Here is an 18,127-nt window from a genome sequence, read left to right as displayed (position 1 = left end):
GTACCAAAGCGTGTGGGTATCTTCCGGAAATGCAGTGGTGGATGGAACCTGCCGATGAAGGCGGGACGCTTCCCCGCTGGGTTGTCCTCGGTTACAGCGCGGTGCTCGCCCTGACGGCGGGTTTCGTCAACGCGGTCGCCATCTTGTTGTTGGCGTTTCCGGTGGCGAACGTGACCGCGGCCACGACCCAGCTGGGAATGAATACGGCGAATCCCTGGCTCTACGAGGGCCATTTGCTCGCTGCCATCATTTTCGGGTTTCTGTTCGGGGCGGCAATCGCGGGAGCGGTGCTGGCCCCGACGCGGGCGCAGGCTGGTCCGCGCCATGCCGCGCTGTTGATCTTCGAGGCCACGCTGCTCGCTCTGGCTGCCGCCGGGCTGGAAGACACTCCGGTCAGGGCGCTGCTGGACACCCTCGGTATGGAGCAACCCATCGTTCAGGCGGTGTGTGCCGCCACCGCCCTCGGTATGCAGAACGGGTTGACGTCCAGCTTCCGCGGCATGGCGGTGCGCACCACCCACTTCACCGGCACCATCACCGATCTCGGCCTGATGATCGGCCGCAGTCGCGAGCACGGGCTGGAGAAGTGGAAGGGCGCGGTGCTGTCCGTGACGTTCGTGCTCTTCCTTACCGGGGGCGTGATCGGACTGCTCGTCGGTGGCCCACTGGGTGGATACGCGCTGATCATTCCCGCAGTAACGTGCGTTGCCGTCGCCGCCGGCTGCCTGCTGCACAGCCGCCGTCGCCGCGAATCCGACGAAGCCGCGGCTGAGTCGGTGAACGCCTGAACGGCGTCATCGTGACCGCGTCGCCGCCGCTTCGCCGCTTCGCCGATTCGCCGATTCGCCGAGCGTGACGTGACGGCGGCCGCGAGCCAAAATTCTCTCCCAGAGTTCACGTTCGGCGAATCGATCGCCGATTCGAGGCCGCCGGTCAGTGTCCGCCTGGTTCGTAGGAGAGCAGGGCCCATTCTCGGAACTGCATGATCGCTGATTCGCCCTGCGCCAGCTTCGGTCGATCGCGGTAGATCTTGTTCTCCCAGATAGGGATGTCCTGCTCGATCTGTTTGCAGAAGTCGCGCGCGAAACCCATCCCCATCTTCGTCATCTCGCCTGTATCGGGCTGCACAGCCACGAAGAACGTGTAACGCGCTTCGACGTGTTCGCCGTCGATGGGGGTGACGGTGAGGATGGTGCACGAACGACCCAGGCCGCGATGCCGCACGACGTCAATGCCCATCCCGAAGAGCTCGGAGTCCACCGCGCCGGACACTGGGCCGCGGGGCGTCTCGAAGTTGACCTCGGCGACCGCGCGGAACAGGTGTCCGTCCTGTTCGACGTCGAGGGCGCCGAACGCCGAGACTCCGTGCACGGTGGCGAAATGGGCTATGTCGACTGTGTTTTCGAAGACCTCTTGCGGGTGCGAGCGAAATCTCCACCGTGCGTGGTCGGGCGCGTAGAAGGTGAAACCCGCATCGTCGGCCTCCGGTATTTTGGGCAACTCCCACTCGGGCTCCCCGCTGCGGGACGAATGCCAGACGAAGATGATGCCGGCCCGCTCGGCGGTGGGCCAGCTGCGGAGTCTGGCAGTCGGGTTGGGCCGTTTGGTGTAGGGGATATCGACGTTGCTCCCGTTGCCGTCGAAGGACCAGCCGTGGAAGGGGCATACGACGCAGTCCTCGCGCACGGTGCCGCCGACTCCGATATCTGCGCCGAGATGTGGGCAGTAGGCGTCGAGGACGTGTGCGGTGCCCGAGTCGCCCCGATAGCAGACGAGCTGCGTGCCGAAGTAGCGCAGCGAGATGACGGCGCCCTCGGTGACCTCGTGGCTGTAGGCGACCTGAAACCATCCCTTGGGATAGTCCGCGAAGGGAAAGCGCTGCGACATGGTGCGACCTTTCCGGCCGGTTGCCCAATTTTCCTATAATAGTAAATTTAGGCGGGCGGGGGATGCGGGGCCGGATGCTGGCGGATCCGCTGATAGCGACTGATATGGCGGCGCGGCGACGCTCAGCTCCCTCATCAGGGGAGTGTCACGAATCAACCGAAACAACTGTCACGCATCAGCCGAAACACTGTCAGGCATCACCCGGAGGCGAAATGTCACGCATCAGCCGAGCTAATACACGGAAAAGAGTGCCCCCGGCAGGATTCGAACCTGCGACACCGGCTTTAGGAGAGCCGTGCTCTATCCCCTGAGCTACGGGGGCGACGGGCTGAGCTTACCGGGCGGGCCGCCGGCCGCCGACGGCTCACTGATCAGCGCAGTTCGGCGATCACATTGGCGAAGTTGTCGATGTGGTTGTCCTGCACCGTGAAGTGGGTGACGCCGTATTTCTCCCGGTGGCCCACCAGTTTCTCCGCCATCTCGCGCGGTGATCCGCTGAGCACCGAGTGCATGGCCAGCAACTCCTCCTCGGGGAGATCCGGTGCGTTGCGGCGGGTCAGGGACAGATTGGGCATGGTCTCACCCTGGCCGGGCACCGCGGTGATCACCAGATTCAGCTCCAGCGCGCTGAACCGGTCACCCGCCGCAGTGCGGACGAACTCGATGCGCTCGGCCAGCGGGTCTTCGACGTCGCGCACCTTGGCGCCGGTGAGTCCGATGATGTCGGCATGCCGGGCGGCCAGTCTCATCACCCGGTCGCCGCTACCGGCGATCATGATCGGGACCCGCGGGTGATGCTCGGTCAGGTATTCCGTCATGTGCTGCAGATAGTCAACGCGCGCACCGGCACTGGGATACGGAAGTTCGGCAGCCTCGAATTCCTCTCGGACGTAACCGGTTCCGAGTCCCACCTCCAGCCGTCCATCGCTGAGAATGTCCAGCGCCCCGATATCGCGGCTCAGCAGCGCCGGCTTGTAGAACGCGGCATTCAGCACGTACATGCTCAGGTGGATGCGCTCGGTGACCATCGCCGCCGCTGTCAGCGTGGGAAACGGTGCGGCCGCACCCAGATGGTCTGGTACGCACAGCACGTCGAATCCCACGTCCTCGGCCCGCTTGGCGATGTCCACCAGCGCCTCCCGCGACCTGAAGTATCGGATGCTCAAACCGAAACGAAAATCCTTGTCCACCAACAACCTCCATCAATCCGTAGCCAACTGCCAGGAACGCGCCGCCGCCGCCAGCCCATGCGCCAAACTGGACGTGACCGGCGACCAGCCGTCCGCTCCCGGGAGAGGGCTGCGCGGGCTCAAACCCCGGACCCGAACCGGCAGTTCCAGCTGTGCGCCCCCGCCCCGGACCCGGTTCACCGGGTTGTCCGGATGCAGGCCTCGCAGGGCCGAAGGGATGGCGTCGAGATCGGTGACGACCTCATAACCCGGCAGCCGTACATGTCCGGCCAGGTGCGCAGCCAGCGAGCGGTTGCGTCCTCCGGCAAGCAGTTGCGTGCTTCGGCCGATCCTGCCGTAGCCGTGCAGCGAGACGACGACGTCGACGTGGTCGAGGAACTCGGCCAGCCGAACCGACTCGGCCGGATCGAACCGTGACGACGGCAGGTGGTGCGGGTAGCGGTCGGGATGGCGCAGCACATACACCGAGGCGCCGGCTTCCTCGGCGGCACGTTCGGCGATCATGTCGGTCATCTGCTCGAGCCCGCCGCCGTGGATGGCGAGAAAGCCGAACCGCGAGCGCAACCGGCTCAGCTCCACCATGCCCGGCTCGCTCAACAACTCCGAAAGAGACTGTGGCCCAGTCCCATCGGAGGACAGGGGCGTCGGCCACCGGGTCGGATCCCAGCGGCGCAGAAAATCGATCCAGCGCTGCGGCAGCCCATGGTGAACAGCGCCGTCGATGATGCGCGAGAGGTAACCCGGCCGCGGCGGCCCGGGTGTCACCCGATGGTCGATGTAGACCCACGCCGGTGACGGCCCCGAGTCGGTGTGCACGTTCATCTGGTCGCGCCGGTAGCGCACCGGTACACCCTCGGCGCTGTCCAGGACGGTCAGATCACGATCGGAGAGCCGCCAGAGCACCCCGTGCACTTCACCTCCCGCACACGGTTCGACCGTGGCCACGCCGCGCTCGTTGATCAGCCAGTCGTGATCGGAGAGGACCGCCGGGCGAGGGTCACCGGCATCGGGACAGCGTGCCGCCATCTGCCGCACGCACAGGTTCGATCCGTATGCGAAATACAGGTGCCGGCGGACCGGCATTCAGCCTGTCACCGTCAGATAGATCAGTGCCACGTTAAGCAGACTAATCATCACCGCGACCACCCATCCAACGGCCGTTGTGGCGGGGTGGTTGGCGTCAGCGCCCATCAGTTTCCGATTGGCGGTGAGACGGACCAGCGGCAACACCGCGAACGGAATCCCGAATGACAGCACCACCTGGGAGAGCACCAACGTGCGGGTGGGGTCCACGTTCAACGCGAGCAGCGCCACCGCGGGACCCAGCGTCACCAGGCGGCGCACCACCATCGGCACCGACCAGTGCAGCAACCCCTGCATGATCATCGCTCCGGCGTAGGCGCCCACCGAGGACGACGCCAGACCCGATGCCAGCAATCCGATGGCGAACAGCACCGCGATGGTCGGCCCCATCGTGTCGCGCACCGCGGCGTACGCGTCGTCGATGGAGGCCACGTCTCCGTGGCCGCGCATGTTGTATGCGGCGACCAGCAGCATCGCCGCGTTCACCCCGCCGGCGATCACCATCGCCACCCCGACGTCCCAGCGCGTGATGCGCAGCAACCGCCGTCGCGGCGTGCCGGCCTCGGGCCGCCCATGCCGGTCGCGGGAGAGTCCGGAATGCAGGTACACCGCATGCGGCATCACGGTGGCGCCCAGAATCGCGGCGGCCAGCAGCACGCTTTCCGTTCCCTGGAAGCGTGGCACCAGCCCGGACATCACCTCGCCCGCCGGTGGGGTGGCGACGAAGAAGCTGGCCGTGAAACCGAGGGCGATCACCAACAGCAATCCGGTGATGACAGCCTCGAACAGACGCTGGCCCCGGCGGTCCTTGATCAGCAACAGCACCAGGGAGATGGCGCCGGTGATCAGCCCGCCGAGCGGTAGCGGCAACCCGAACAGGATGCGCAGCGCGATGGCGCCACCGATCACCTCTGCCACATCGGTCGACATGGCGACAATCTCGGCCTGCGCCCAGTACGCCAGCCGGGCGGGCCGCCCCATTCCACGCCCGATCGCTTCCGGGAGCGAATGCCCGGTGACCAGCCCGAGCTTGGCCGACAGGTACTGCACCAGGCCGGCCATCACGTTCGCGCCGACGATGACCCACAGCAGCAGGTAGCCGAACTTGGAGCCCGAGCTGACGTTGGCGGCGACGTTCCCGGGGTCGACGTAGGCGATCGCGGCGACGAAGGCAGGACCCAGCAGATACCAGCCCGCTCTATCGGTGCTGCCGGTGACCGTGGTGTCCTGCGCCAACTGTGGACCTACCGTTCGAAGTAAAAAGTTAGGTTAGCCGAAACCGGGACGGCCACCGGCATCGGGCAGGTCAGCTCCGGTATTCGGGATTAGCGAAACTCGGCCGGCAGCCGGCGTCCCACTCGGTGCGCTGATTGCCCTCGGCAGGGATGCCGCCGTTGGCCTTCAGCATCCGCGCCACGTGTATCAGGTTGTAGGTCATGAACGTCGTATTGCGGTTGGTGAAGTCGTTCTCCGGGCCGCCTGAGCCGGGATCGAGGTAGGACGGCCCTGGGCCGGCCGGGCCGATCCAGCCCGCGTCGGCCTGCGGCGGGATCGTGTACCCGAGGTGTTGCAGGCTGTAGAGAATGTTCATCGCGCAGTGCTTCACGCCGTCTTCGTTGCCGGTGATCAGGCACCCGCCCACCCGTCCGTAGTAGGCGTACTGCCCCGCGTCGTTGAGCAGGTGCGAGCACGAGTAAAGACGCTCGATGACGCGCTTCATCACCGAACTGTTGTCGCCCAGCCAGATAGGCCCGCACAGCACCAGGATGTCGGCGGCCAACACCCGTTGGTAGAGGGTGGGCCATTCGTCTGTCTCCCAACCATGTTCGGTCATGTCCGGCCATACCCCGGTGGCGATGTCATGGTCGATTGCCCGCAGGCTGTCGACCTCGACGCCCTGCTCGCGCATGATGCCGGCGCTGCGTTCGATCAGGCCGTCGGTGTGGCTGAGTTCCGGGGAGCGTTTCAGGGTCGCGTTGATGAACAGGGCGCGGAGGCTGTTGTCAGAAGTCAAGGTGTGCTTACCTGCCCGTCCGGGTTAGTGGTGGCGTTTTGGCGGTGAGGATACCGGTGTCCGGAACCGCGGCCACCGAGCGCCGGGGGCGGGCAATCAGTCAGCCGGCAGATAGAGACCGCGACCGGGGATCAGCGGCAGATCAAGGGTGGTGCGGATCCCGGAAGGCGCGGCCACCACGGCAGGAATCGCGTTGACCACCCGCATCGCGGTGGCGACCAACCCGGCATGGTTGTGATCGCCGCGCCGGCTGCTCAGGCAGATGTCCATGGCATACGACGGTTCACCGGTGATCTCGACCCGATAGGAACCCCCGGGCTGCGCGGGCTGCGGCCAGTCCGGGCACAGGTCTTCCCGCAACCGCGTGATGTGTTCGAGGACGACCGCCGGGCGGCCGTCCACCATGCCGAGCACCTCGAACCGCAACGCCGCGGCACTGCCTTCGGGGACGTAGCCCGAGGCGATGTCGAAGGCCTCCGGCGCCGGCACCCGTTGATACTTCTCGGTGACCTCGTCGAGCGAAATGCCAAGGCCCGCAGCAAGTTGGCGCACCACCGATCCCCAGGCAAGACTCAGTACCCCGGGTTGCAGCAGGATCGGAGTCTCCTCGAGCGGTTTGCCGAAACCCATCACGTCGAACATGACGACGGCGCTGTCATAGGTCGCGTAGTCGACGATCTCCATGCAACGGATCTGCTCGACGCTCTGACAGGTGCCGGCCAAGGCCATCGGCAGCAGGTCGTTGGCGAAGCCCGGATCGATGCCGCCGACGAAGAGGCTCGAATTGCCTTCGCGTGCAGCGTCTTCGATCGGTTTGATCAGCTCCTCCGGCAAGACCTGCCACGGGTACTGCAGGAAGACCGGGCCGCTGCCGACGATGTTGACGCCGGCCGCCAGAACGCGGCGGTAGTCCTCCAGCGCCTCGGGCAGGCGGTTGTCAGCCATGGCGTTGTAGACGGCGCACTGTGGTTTGGTGGCCAGTACGGCGTCCAGGTCAGTGGTGGCCAGCACTCCCGTTGCCCCGTCGAGGCCCGCGAGTTCGGCGGCGTCCTTGCCCGCCTTGGCATCCGAGGAAACCCAGACGCCGGTGAGCTCGAATTCCGGGTTGGTGATCAGCGCTTTCAGTGAATGGATGCCGACATTGCCGGTGCCAAGCTGGGCGACGCGTATTGCCATGGTCGGCTCCTCACAGATCGGGGACGGGGATGTCGAGGTTGGGGTAGGTGAGGCCGCCGTCGACCTCAAGCGTCTTCCCAGTCAGGAAGCCGCCGGCGGGTGAAGCCAAATAGACTGCAGCAGCGGCGATATCGACCGGATCGCCGAGACGGCGCAGTGGCGTCGCCTTCTCCATCGGTGTCCGGAGCTCGTCATTGCCCGCCACGACGTCGAGCGCCGACGTGAGAATCGATCCCGGTGCGATCGCGTTGACCCTGATGCGCGGGCACAGGTCCAGCGCCGTCAGGCGGGTGTAGTGGGACAGGGCGGCCTTGGCGGTGCCGTAGGCGGCGAAACCCCGTCCGGCCAGCCGGCCGATGGCCGACGTGATGTTGATGATGCTGCCTCCGCCGGAGTGCTCGAGCATCAGCGGCACGGCAGCGACGGTGAGGGCGTGCGCCGTGGCGACGTTGAACGTGAACGCGTCCTTGAGGTCTTTCGTCGACGTGGTCAGCAGCGTGTTGGGCATCGTGCCGCCGACGTTGTTGACGACGATGTCTAGTTTGCCGAACGCCTCGACGGCCTCGCCCGCCAATTTGGCGGTGTCCTCCGGGTGTGCCAGGTCGGCGGTGACGACGTGGGCGCGGCGGCCGGTCGCCCGGACCTGCTCGGCCACTTCGTCGAGCTGGGACTGTGTTCGGGACGAAATGACTACGTCGGCGCCTGCTTCGGCGAAAGCCAGTGCCATGGCCGCACCCAGGCCGCGGCCGCCTCCGGTGATGACGGCGACCTTGTCGTCCAGACGGAACCTGTCGAGGATCACGAGGGCCTCGCTTCAGTTGACGGCCGAAACGGGTGTGTGCCGTCCCGGGAGGATTTCTGTAACAGGTTCTACTTTGTCACACCGCCCGGGAAACGTAACGCAGGAGGCCTCTTGCCGCCGCGGCTAGATGGTGCCGCGCGGCATCACCCACCGGTGCTGGAACGTCAATACCGTCGCGGCCGTCTCGAAACAGTCGTCGTAGTGCACCACGACGACTTTGTGCGCCGACGCCAGCGCGGCAGTCAGCAGGTCGGTGATGTCGACCGCGTCGTGCGCACCGGCTTTCGCCAATGCCCGCTGCGCGCCCAGGGCGGTATGCCAGTGTTCGTCATTGGTCGGCAGATATTCGCGGGTCGTGCGGTGTTCGGCCAACCGCTGCTCGTATTCGTCAAACCCCTCGGCTGCGGACAGCGCTTCCGCGTCCAGTGATGCGGTGGTGGCGACAACCCCGGTGTCGAGCAGCGCGCGCAACCGGCGCGACACCTCCGGGTGGTACATCCTGACGGCGGCACTGGTGTCGATGAGGTAGCGCCCTACCAACGCCACGCGGAGCCGCCTCTCTTGGTGCGCATCATCAATTCCCCTCTGTGAGTGCGTATTTCGACAATGGCGCGTCCCTGCAACTACGGCGCTGCGGGCGAATGTCGGAACGTCGCGGAGATGCCCGCGAGCGGGTTCCCGTCGGTCGTCATTGAGCCGAACGGGTAAGCGTCCAAGTTAGTGGGCATGTCGCGAATAGCGGCGAATGGGAATGGCTTTGTTATTGAAAAGTTATATGACCGGCAGTCATTGTAAACGATATGGACATGACTAATGAGAAATGGTGCGCAGAATTAGGCCGGACACTCCGACTGCTCCGCGCGGTGCTGCACAGATCGTGGACAATAGTGGCGCGGAAGTAATGCTTCCCACGTGGTCCCGCGCTGCTGCGCATCTGCGGCGGCCAACCTCCACTGTCGTAATGATGTACTGAATCGGGACTGGTGCACAGTCTTTTGTCATCTGGAAGGGTGTGCAGCCGCGCTGGGTCGCGCCGTCCCCGCGGAATCGACACCCACGTGACCACGGTGTCACGATTGGAAATCGCGTCCGGTATTCAATTGAAGGCCGGAAATGGATTGGCCCGACGTCGTTTTATCGATCGACAGCGCGAGGGGGAACAACGGGTCCCTCCGGCGAAGGAGAAAGCCACCAATGTTCGGGCGCCGGTGCCAACGGCGCGGCCCGGTGGCTTCAGCTTGCGCACCGCTGGTTGGCCAGATCGGATATCGTGAATCACGTTTGGCCGCAACGTATTCCGCCGACAGTGCCATTCCGGCTGCGTCCTGCCCGGCGAGCCTGCCGTCGCGGGATGGGTGCGGGAGGGTCGCAACGTCGCTTTCGTCGACTCTTTCACCGTACGTTACCGGTTGTTAATGTAGCGGCAAGGGAGTGAGGAAAGGGTCTGGTCGGACAAGCCGTGGCGGAGGGACGGCGGTTAGTATGTTTCATGTCTACCGATAGGAAGTGAATTGAAACTCAACCGATTTGGCGCCGCGCTCAGTGTCCTGGCTTCAGGCGCACTGGTGTTGTCAGCATGCGGTAGCGACAACAACGCTGGTGGGGGAGGTCAAGGCACGTCGGGCGGTTCGTCGGGCAGCGTGAGCTGCGGCGGCAAGAAGACGCTGAAGGCCAGTGGCTCCACCGCTCAGGCCAACGCGATGACCCGGTTCGTCAAAGCGTTCGAATCGGCCTGCCCCGGGCAGACGTTGAACTACACCGGCAACGGGTCCGGTGCCGGAATCAGCGAATTCAACGGCAACCAAACCGATTTCGGTGGCTCCGACTCTCCGCTCAGCAAGGATGAGGCGGCGGCGGCGCAGAAGCGCTGCGGCGACGCGCCGGCGTGGAATCTGCCGGTGGTGTTCGGGCCCATCGCGGTCACCTACAACATCGGTGGCGTCAGTTCGCTGAATCTCGACGGGCCCACGCTGGCCAAGATCTTCAGCGGTGCCATCACCAGCTGGAACGACCCGGCGATCGCGGCCATCAACTCGGGCACGAACCTGCCCGCCACGCCGATTCACGTCGTGTTCCGTAGCGACGAGTCGGGAACCACCGACAACTTCCAGCGCTACCTCGACGCCGCGTCCAACGGCGCATGGGGCAAGGGCGCCGGCAAGGCGTTCAAGGGCGGCGTCGGCGAAGGCGCCAAGGGCAACGACGGCACCTCGGCTGCCATTAAGAACACCGAAGGCTCGATCACCTACAACGAGTGGTCGTTCGCCCAGGGCCAGCGCCTGAACATGGCCAAGATCATCACCTCGGCCGGCCCGGAGCCGGTCGCCATCGGCACCGACTCGGTGGGTAAGACGATAACCGGGGCCACAATTTCCGGTCAGGGCAATGACCTGGTGCTCGACACGCTCTCGTTCTACCGGCCCACCCAGCCCGGTTCGTACCCGATCGTGCTGGCCACCTACGAGATCGTCTGCTCGAAGTACCCGGACGCCCAGGTCGGGACGGCGGTGAAGGCGTTCCTGCAGTCGACCATCGGCGGTGGCCAGAATGGGTTGGGTGACAACGGTTACGTCCCCATCCCGGACTCGTTCAAGTCGAGGCTGTCGACCGCGGTCAACGCGATCTCCTGATCTGAGGTTCACGTGGTCAAAGCCCCGCTAGCAAAGCATGCGCTAGCGGAGGTGGATGCGCGCGCAGCAAGACGGGCGGATCGCCTGTTCAGGTTGGTCGCTTCGGCGGCCGGGTCGACCATCGTGGCAGCAATCCTGCTGATCGCGGTGTTCCTCCTGATCAAGGCGATTCCGTCGCTGCGCGCCAATCAGGCGAACTTCTTCACCAGCGCGAAGTTCGACACCTCCTCCGACAAGCTGGCCTTCGGCATCCGTGACCTGTTCATGGTCACCGTGCTCAGCTCCATCAGCGCGCTGGCGCTGGCGGTGCCGATCGCCGTCGGAATCGCCGTGTTCATCACCCAGTACGCCCCCAAGCGGCTGGCGCGGCCATTCGGCGCCATGGTCGATCTGCTGGCCGCGGTGCCGTCGATCATCTTCGGCTTGTGGGGGATCTTCGTTCTGGCCCCGAAGCTGCTGCCCCTCGCGACGGTGCTGAACGACAACCTGGGATGGCTGTTTCTGTTCAAGAGCGGCAATGTCTCACTGGCCGGAGGCGGCACGATCTTCACGGCGAGCATCGTCCTTGCGGTGATGATCCTGCCGATCGTCACCTCGGTGTCGCGCGAAGTGTTCCGCCAGACCCCGCCCATGCAGATCGAGGCGGCGCAGGCGTTGGGCGCGACGAAGTGGGAGGTGGTGCGGATGACCGTGCTGCCGTTCGGCCGCAGCGGTGTGATCGCCGCGTCCATGCTGGGGCTGGGTCGCGCGCTGGGCGAAACAGTGGCAGTGCTGATCATCCTGCGATCGGCCGCCAAGCCGGGCAACTGGTCGCTGTTCGACGGTGGTTACACGTTCGCCTCCAAAATCGCTTCGGCTGCTTCGGAATTCAGTGCGCCGCTGCCGACCGGTGCGTATATCTCCGCGGGTTTCGCCTTGTTCGTGCTGACGTTCATGGTCAACGCCGCGGCCCGCGCGATCGCCGGGGGGAAGGTCAACGGATGAGCCAGCCCAGTGCCACCGCGCTCGAACAGCCGGTCAAGGTGGTGGTGTTCCGGCCGTTGAGCCTGGCTCGCCGGATCAAGAACAGCGCCGCGACGGTGTTCTTCTTCGCCTCGTTCCTCATCGCGCTGGTGCCATTGATCTGGGTGCTGTGGGTGGTGATCGAACGTGGTTGGCGCGCGGTCGTCCAGGCCGACTGGTGGACGCATTCACTGCGCGGCGTGCTGCCCGAGGAGTTCAGCGGCGGGGTCTATCAGGCGTTGTATGGGACGGTGGCCCAGGCCGGAGTGGCGGCGGTGATCGCGGTGCCGCTGGGGCTGATGACCGCGGTCTATCTGGTCGAATACGGCACCAGCCGAATGGCACGGGTGACGACGTTCATGGTCGACGTGCTGGCCGGGGTGCCCTCCATCGTGGCTGCCTTGTTCATCTTCAGCCTCTGGATCGCGACGCTCGGATTCCAGCAGAGCGCGTTCGCGGTGGCATTGGCCCTGGTCCTGCTGATGTTGCCGGTGGTGGTGCGCTCCACCGAGGAGATGCTGCGGCTGGTGCCCGACGAACTGCGCGAAGCCAGTTATGCGCTGGGCGTTCCGAAGTGGAAGACGATCGTACGGATCGTGGCGCCCATCGCGACGCCGGGCATCATCTCCGGGGTACTGCTGGCGGTCGCCCGGGTGATCGGCGAGACGGCACCGGTGCTGGTGCTGGTGGGCTACAGCCGGTCGATCAACTACGACATCTTCAATGGCAACATGGCCTCGCTGCCGCTGCTGATCTATACCGAGCTCACCAACCCCGAACGCGCGGGTTTCCTGCGCGTCTGGGGGGCGGCGCTGACCCTGATCATCATCGTCGCCGCGATCAACCTCTCGGCCGCGGGCATGCGGTTCCTGGCCACCCGGAAGCGCTGACCCGGCTCAGGAACCGGGCGGTAGTCGCAACACCCGGCCGTTGCCGCGGTCGGCGACGTAGACGTTGCCCTTCTTGTCGACGGCCACCGACAACGGGGTGTTCAGGCCGTTGAACGGCAGCTCCACCGAGGCCGTCGCGCCGGCGGGCAACTTCGCCACCACGTTGTTGTCGTGTTCGGTGACGTAGACGTTGCCCGCGCCGTCGACGGTGATACCCCACGGCGCGCTCATTCCGGTGAACGGCAACTCGGACTGGTTGCTGGTCCCGGCATCGAGCTTCAGCACGCGATTGTTGTCGGTGTCGGTGACGTAGATGTTGCCGTCGCTGTCGACGGCCACCCCGTCGGGATTCTTCAGGCCGTTGAACGGCAACTCGGTCTGGGTGTTGCTGCCCGCCGCCAGCTTGAGCACCCGGTTGTTGCCGCGGTCGGCGACGTAGACGTTGCCCTGCGGGTCCACCGCGACACCCTCGGGGTAGTTGAGCCCGGTGAAGGGCAGCACCACCTGGTTGTTCGACCCGCCGGCCAGTGCCACCACCCGATTGTTGAAGTCGCTGACGTAGATCTTGCCGGCGCCGTCCACGGCGATGCCCTGCGGTTCGTACAACCCGTTGAACGGCTTGACCGTCGGAGAGTTGGATCCGTCCGGCAATGTCACCACGCGGCCGTACATGGTCTGGTTGGTGACATAGACGGTGCCGCTGCCGTCCACCGCGACCCCGCCCGGGGCGAAGCGGAAGTTCAGCCCGTTGAACGGCATCACCTGCTGTCCCTTCGCGTTCTGCGTCGAAGGCCCGCCGCCGTCCGGCCGGGTGAGGAAGAACGCGGTGGCAGCGATCACCACAAGCAGCACGGCTGCGGCGGCGGCGCCGATGATCAGGGCCTTGCGGGACTTGCGCTTCGCGGGTGGCGCCGTCGGGTGCGGCTGGGAAGGCTGCTGATACTGCGGCGGAGCGGCCATCGGTACCGGGCCCGACGGCGCGACGCCGGGATGGCTCGCCCAGCCGGCCGCCGCTACCGGGGCGGCCTGGGTGAACTGGTCGGAGTTGTTGCGGGGTCGCTCGCGCCACCCGCCGGTGTTGGACGGCAAGGGTTGCGCCATGGTCTCGTCGCCGGTGCGGAACGGGGGAACCGGCGCCCGCATGGTCGCCGGGCTGCTGGGGTACGAACCGGAGCCGCCCTGGCTGGACCAGCCACCGGCGCCCGGATCGACCGCCGGCAGCATCAACGTCTCGTTGTCGCCCTGACGCAGGATGGTGGCTTCCTGGCGCTGTTCGGGCGTGCTGAGCGCTTCGTGTGCGGCGATGGCCAGGTCGCCGGCGGTCATGTAGCGCTCGTTCGGGTTCTTCGCCATGCCCTTGGCGATCACCTGGTCCAGTGCGGCGGGAACGCGGCCGGGGCGGATCACGCTGGGCCGCGGGACCGGCTCCATCAGGTGCGAGGCGATCAGTCGTTCGACGCTGTCAGCGCGATAGGGCGGCGCCCCGGTGAGGCACTCACCCAGCACGCACGCCAGTGCATAGATGTCGGCCCGGTAGGTGACGTCGTCACCGGTGAACCGTTCCGGCGCCATGTAGTTGTAGGTACCTACCGCCATCCCGCTCTGCGTCAGGTTCGGGTCGTGCGCGGCGCGGGCGATGCCGAAGTCCACCAGATAGGCGAAGTCGTTCTGGGCGACCAGAATGTTTTCCGGCTTGACGTCGCGGTGGGTGATGCCGCTGGCGTGCGCGGCGTCCAGCGCCGCGGCGACCTGGCGGATGATGGCGACCGTCCGGGCCGGGGCCATTGGCCCGAACTGCGTCAGCAAGGACCGCAGCGATACGCCGTCGATCAGGCGCATCTCGACGAAGAAATGTCCGTCGAGTTCGCCGTAGTCGTGGATCGGCACGATGTGCGGCTCGTTGAGCCGACCGGCGATGTCGGCCTCGCGTTGCATCCGGGACCGGAACACCGGGTTGTTGGAGAACTGCGTGGAGATCAGTTTCAGTGCGACCACCCGGTGCTTGCGGGTGTCCTCGGCCTCGTAGACCTCACCCATGCCGCCGCGGCCGATGAGGCGCACCAACTGGTAGGGCCCGAAGCGTGACCCCACCCGCGATTCCGACCCGGTGTTGGTCACCGTCGATGCTCCCTTCGCCCGGCAGACGCCACCGGCGCCGTCGCGCCGAAACTGATGGTTAACACACGGTAAATCCTCCGAGAGGAGGCACACAACAAAATCCGGCGACTCGGGATGAATTTTGAATCACGAGTGAGTAACGGCCCGCCCCGGGCCACGGCCGCCGCCGCCAGATTATACGCGCTGAAATCCGTTGCTGGCCAATGACAGTCATTGCCTGGGGCTAAACCTGCCGCCCCGCAACGTGTCCCGATGACTCCCGGTCACGCGATGGCGTTGACCACCGGCACCAGCTTGGACTGGAACGAGTTCGGCAGCGGGATGTACCCGTACTCGTCCAAACCGACCTGTCCGTCGCCAATTGTGGCCTGCATGAACGCCTTTACCGCCTGGCCGGTCGGAGTGTCGGGGTACTTCGAGCAGACGATCTCGTAGGTGACCAACACGATCGGGTAGGCGCCCGCCTGAGTCGGCTTGTAGAAGGATGACGTGTCGACGATCAGGTCGTTGGTGTCACTGCCGGCCTTGAAGGTGGCTCCGGCGATCGTCTTGCCCACCGTCTCCGCACTGATCGACACCGCCTGCGGACCGGCCGAGGTGATGATCTGGGCCATGTTCAGCTGGTGGCCCACCGCAAACGACCATTCGTTGTAGGTGATCGACCCGTCGGTTCGTTTCATGGCCTGCGACGTGCCGTCGTTGCCCGCCGCGCCCTCGCCGACGCCGCCGTTGAAGGCCTGTCCCGTGCCTTTGCCCCAGGCGCCGTTGGAGGCGGCGTCGAGATAACGCTGGAAGTTGTCGGTGGTGCCGGACTGGTCGGCACGGAACACGACGTGGATCGGCGTGGGCGGCAGGTTGGTGCTCTGATTGAGCGCCTTGATGGCCGGGTCGTCCCACTTGGTGATCGCGCCGTTGAAGATCTTGGCGATGGTGGGTCCGTCCAGGCTCAGGGAATTGATCCCGTTGATGTTGTAGGTCACCGCGATCGGGCCGAAGACGACGGGAATGTCCCAGGCCGGGGAACCACAGCGCTCGCGCGCCCGGTCCGGCTCGCCCTTGTCGGGGTTCATCGGGGAGTCGGAGCCGGCGAAGTCCGTCTCGTTGCCGAGAAACGCTTTCATCCCCGCGCCCGAGCCGTTGGCGGCGTAGTCCAGGGTGTGGCCGGGACAGGCATGGATGTAGGCGTAGACGAACTGTTCCATCGCGTTCTTCTGCGCGGTCGAGCCGCCGGCGAGGATCTTCTTCTTGCCGCCGCAGTTGACCGGGACTACGGGCGCGGCACTCGATGAGGACGACGCCGATTTGCCGGAGTTGCCGCCACATCCCGACAGCACCAGTGCGCTGACAAGCAGCAGGCCGAGCGCGACGCCAGATCGAGTGAACTTCACGGCAACTCCTCGAGGGGTCGGCAGCACGATGAGCCTACTCCGGGCGCTCATTTGCTGGTGGCTTTGGTGCCGGCCTTCTTGGCCGCAGACTTCTTGGCGGGTGCCTTCTTGGCCGGCGCCTTCTTCGCCGCTGTGGCGGCGGCCTTCTTGGCCGGTTCCTTCTTGGCCGGTTCTTTGTTGGCCGACTCCTTCGCGGCGCCCGAGCGCGCCTTCACGCTGGCCTCCAGTTTGGCGAGCAGATCGGAAACGTCTTCCGTCTCGTCGAGTTCGGTCGGTTGCTCCTCGACCGTAAACGCTTCTTCCCCTTCGAGTTTGGCGTCGACGAGCTCCTGCAACTGCTCCTGGTAGGTGTCGTGGTAGCGGTCCGGGTCGAAGTCATCGGCCATCGACTCCACCACCTGGCCGGCCATCTTCAGCTCGGCCGGCTTGATCTCCACTTCCTTGTCCAGTACCGGGAAGTCCGGGTCGCGGATCTCGTCCGGCCACAGCAGTGTGTGGATGACCATCACGTCGCGCTTGCCGAAATCCTTGACCCGCAAGGCGGCCAGCCGAGTCTTGTTGCGCAGCGAGAAGTGCACGATCGCCATGCGATCGGTCTCGGCGAGCGTCTTGGCCAGCAGCACATAGGATTTCGACGATTTCGAATCGGGCTCCAGGAAGTAGCTGCGGTCGAACAACATCGGGTCGACCTCACTGGCCGGGACGAACTCGAGCACCTCGATCTCGCGGCTGCGCTCCTCGGGCAGGGTGGCGATGTCGTCATCGGTGATGATCACACTCTTGCCGTCGTCGGATTCGAAGGCGCGGGCAATGTGGCTGTATTCGACGACCTCTCCGCACACCTCGCACACGCGTTTGTAGCGGATGCGGCCGTTGTCCTTGTCGTGCACCTGGTGGAACTTGATGTCGTGGTCCTGGGTGGCGCTGTACACCTTGACCGGCACATTCACGAGCCCGAAAGCGATCGAGCCCTTCCAGATGGAGCGCATTTTGTCAGTATGCCCCGTGCGTATCCGGGTAACCCCGTGACACCGCCGGGCCGAACGTGCCCGCCTGCAGCGTGGCGCGGTCCGGGAGGTCGGCACCGGCGCGTGCGACCGTCAGCGCGGACGTCGTCGCCGCGACATCGAGTGCCGACGCGAGTGTGTCGAGCCCGATCCGGCGCAGGTGATCGCGCCGGTCGCCGCCCAGGAGGTCCAATTCCCAGAGTGTGTCGAGCAGACCGACCATGAAGGCGTCGCCGGCACCGACGGTGTCGACCACCTCGACCGGCTTGGCGGGCACCGCGGTGTCACCGGCCGCGCAGAACGCCGACGCCCCCTGACTGCCCTGCGTGACCGCCACTATCGCGGGGCCGCAGGCCAGCCAGCTGCGCGCCGTGTCCAGCGGCGCGCGACCGGACCCCAGCCAGCGCAGGTCCTCGTCGCTGACTTTGACGACGTCGGCGCGGGCAACCAGCTTGTCGATGCGTGCGCGCGCCAGGTCGCGGTCGGCGATCAACGACGGGCGCACATTGGGGTCGAAGGTGATGGTCGCCGACACCCGGTACGCGTCGAGCAGCGCGGCGACGGCCAAGCAGCCCGGCTCGCGCACGGCGGCGATGGATCCGGTGTGCACGAACAGCGGTGGCGCAACGGGCGGAGTGCCCGAGAGGCGCCAGTCCAGGTCGAACTCGTAGCTGGCCGAGCCGTCGGCGGCCACGGTGGCCATGGCGGTCGGTGTCCGCTCGGCGTCGGTGCTGCCCGGAACAAGATGTACGCCAGCAGATTTGAGATAGTCGGCGATCTGGCGGCCGTGGGCGTCGGTGCCAATGTGCGTGAGGAAGTCGACGCTGCGTCCCAGCCTGGCCAGGCCGGCCGCGACGTTCAACGGGCTACCGCCGATGTGCTCGGATCGTCCGCCGACAATATCGATCAGGGCTTCGCCGATAACCAGGCCACGCGCCAT

16 protein-coding genes and 1 tRNA gene are annotated in these 18,127 nt (G+C 65.8%); 4 read left to right on the top strand and 13 right to left on the bottom strand.

All coding sequences use genetic code 11. The features are described 5' to 3' along the window. Positions 1-29: 29 nt before the first annotated feature. Positions 30-788, top strand: coding sequence for a YoaK family protein (locus tag QXH22_RS24145; protein ID WP_306245974.1), 759 nt, complete (start codon positions 30-32; stop codon positions 786-788). A gap of 145 nt (positions 789-933) precedes the next feature. Here QXH22_RS24145 and QXH22_RS24140 read toward each other — a convergent pair whose 3' ends face one another. The 9 genes from QXH22_RS24140 to QXH22_RS24100 form a co-directional block, all read right to left on the bottom strand. Beyond that, a complete protein-coding gene (locus QXH22_RS24140) occupies positions 934-1,887 on the bottom strand; it encodes a Rieske 2Fe-2S domain-containing protein (protein WP_306245972.1) in 954 nt (317 codons plus the stop codon). A 249-nt stretch (positions 1,888-2,136) separates the two neighbouring features. Beyond that, positions 2,137-2,209, bottom strand: a tRNA-Arg gene (locus QXH22_RS24135). 49 nt (positions 2,210-2,258) lie between these two features. Further along, entirely contained in the window at positions 2,259-3,083 is an 825-nt protein-coding gene (locus QXH22_RS24130; RefSeq protein WP_306245970.1) for an LLM class F420-dependent oxidoreductase, read from the bottom strand. Positions 3,084-3,089: 6 nt separating this feature from the next. After that, positions 3,090-4,160: a poly-gamma-glutamate hydrolase family protein gene (locus tag QXH22_RS24125; protein WP_306245968.1), complete on the bottom strand. Its 1,071-nt coding sequence runs from the start codon at positions 4,158-4,160 to the stop codon at positions 3,090-3,092. After that, complete coding sequence (locus tag QXH22_RS24120; protein WP_306245966.1) at positions 4,161-5,396, bottom strand: Nramp family divalent metal transporter; 1,236 nt, start codon at positions 5,394-5,396, stop codon at positions 4,161-4,163. Positions 5,397-5,466: 70 nt separating this feature from the next. Then, on the bottom strand, positions 5,467-6,174 hold the full coding sequence (locus tag QXH22_RS24115) for a flavodoxin family protein (RefSeq protein ID WP_306245964.1): 708 nt from the start codon (positions 6,172-6,174) through the stop codon (positions 5,467-5,469). A 96-nt stretch (positions 6,175-6,270) separates the two neighbouring features. Then, the gene (locus QXH22_RS24110) at positions 6,271-7,350 is read right to left on the bottom strand and encodes a diacylglycerol kinase (RefSeq protein ID WP_306277236.1); all 1,080 of its coding nucleotides are present in this window, start codon (positions 7,348-7,350) and stop codon (positions 6,271-6,273) included. Positions 7,351-7,360: 10 nt separating this feature from the next. Further along, complete coding sequence (locus QXH22_RS24105; protein WP_306277234.1) at positions 7,361-8,152, bottom strand: SDR family oxidoreductase; 792 nt, start codon at positions 8,150-8,152, stop codon at positions 7,361-7,363. Between the two features lie 123 nt (positions 8,153-8,275). Then, positions 8,276-8,698, bottom strand: a complete 423-nt coding sequence (locus tag QXH22_RS24100) for a PIN domain-containing protein (RefSeq protein WP_306245958.1) — start codon at positions 8,696-8,698, stop codon at positions 8,276-8,278. A 965-nt stretch (positions 8,699-9,663) separates the two neighbouring features. Here QXH22_RS24100 and pstS (QXH22_RS24095) point away from each other — a divergent pair. The 3 genes from pstS (QXH22_RS24095) to pstA are packed head-to-tail and all read left to right on the top strand — an operon-like array spanning position 9,664 to position 12,674. Beyond that, positions 9,664-10,782 carry a phosphate ABC transporter substrate-binding protein PstS gene (gene pstS / locus QXH22_RS24095; protein WP_306277233.1) on the top strand — a complete coding sequence of 373 codons (1,119 nt, stop codon included), beginning with the start codon at positions 9,664-9,666 and terminating at the stop codon, positions 10,780-10,782. Between the two features lie 12 nt (positions 10,783-10,794). Continuing rightward, positions 10,795-11,766 (top strand): phosphate ABC transporter permease subunit PstC, encoded by a 972-nt coding sequence (pstC, locus tag QXH22_RS24090; protein ID WP_306245952.1) that lies wholly within the window; start codon positions 10,795-10,797, stop codon positions 11,764-11,766. Continuing rightward, positions 11,763-12,674: a phosphate ABC transporter permease PstA gene (gene pstA / locus QXH22_RS24085; protein WP_306245951.1), complete on the top strand. Its 912-nt coding sequence runs from the start codon at positions 11,763-11,765 to the stop codon at positions 12,672-12,674. Before pstC ends, pstA begins: the two co-directional genes overlap by 4 nt. Before the next feature lie 6 nt (positions 12,675-12,680). Here the strand turns inward: pstA and QXH22_RS24080 are convergent, their stop codons facing one another. The 4 genes from QXH22_RS24080 to QXH22_RS24065 all read right to left on the bottom strand — a co-directional run bounded on the left by QXH22_RS24080 (position 12,681) and on the right by QXH22_RS24065 (position 18,127). Beyond that, positions 12,681-14,792: a serine/threonine-protein kinase PknD gene (locus QXH22_RS24080; protein WP_306245949.1), complete on the bottom strand. Its 2,112-nt coding sequence runs from the start codon at positions 14,790-14,792 to the stop codon at positions 12,681-12,683. Between the two features lie 263 nt (positions 14,793-15,055). After that, positions 15,056-16,180 carry a phosphate ABC transporter substrate-binding protein PstS gene (gene pstS, locus QXH22_RS24075; protein ID WP_306245947.1) on the bottom strand — a complete coding sequence of 375 codons (1,125 nt, stop codon included), beginning with the start codon at positions 16,178-16,180 and terminating at the stop codon, positions 15,056-15,058. A gap of 47 nt (positions 16,181-16,227) precedes the next feature. After that, entirely contained in the window at positions 16,228-17,169 is a 942-nt protein-coding gene (locus QXH22_RS24070; protein ID WP_306245945.1) for a Ku protein, read from the bottom strand. Positions 17,170-17,173: 4 nt separating this feature from the next. After that, positions 17,174-18,127, bottom strand: coding sequence for a carbohydrate kinase (locus QXH22_RS24065; RefSeq protein WP_306277232.1), 954 nt, complete (start codon positions 18,125-18,127; stop codon positions 17,174-17,176).

Origin of the sequence: Mycobacterium sp. TY814 (assembly GCF_030755175.1) — a bacterium.
GTDB lineage: Bacteria > Actinomycetota > Actinomycetes > Mycobacteriales > Mycobacteriaceae > Mycobacterium.
This window is presented reverse-complemented; position numbering and strand designations above follow the sequence as displayed.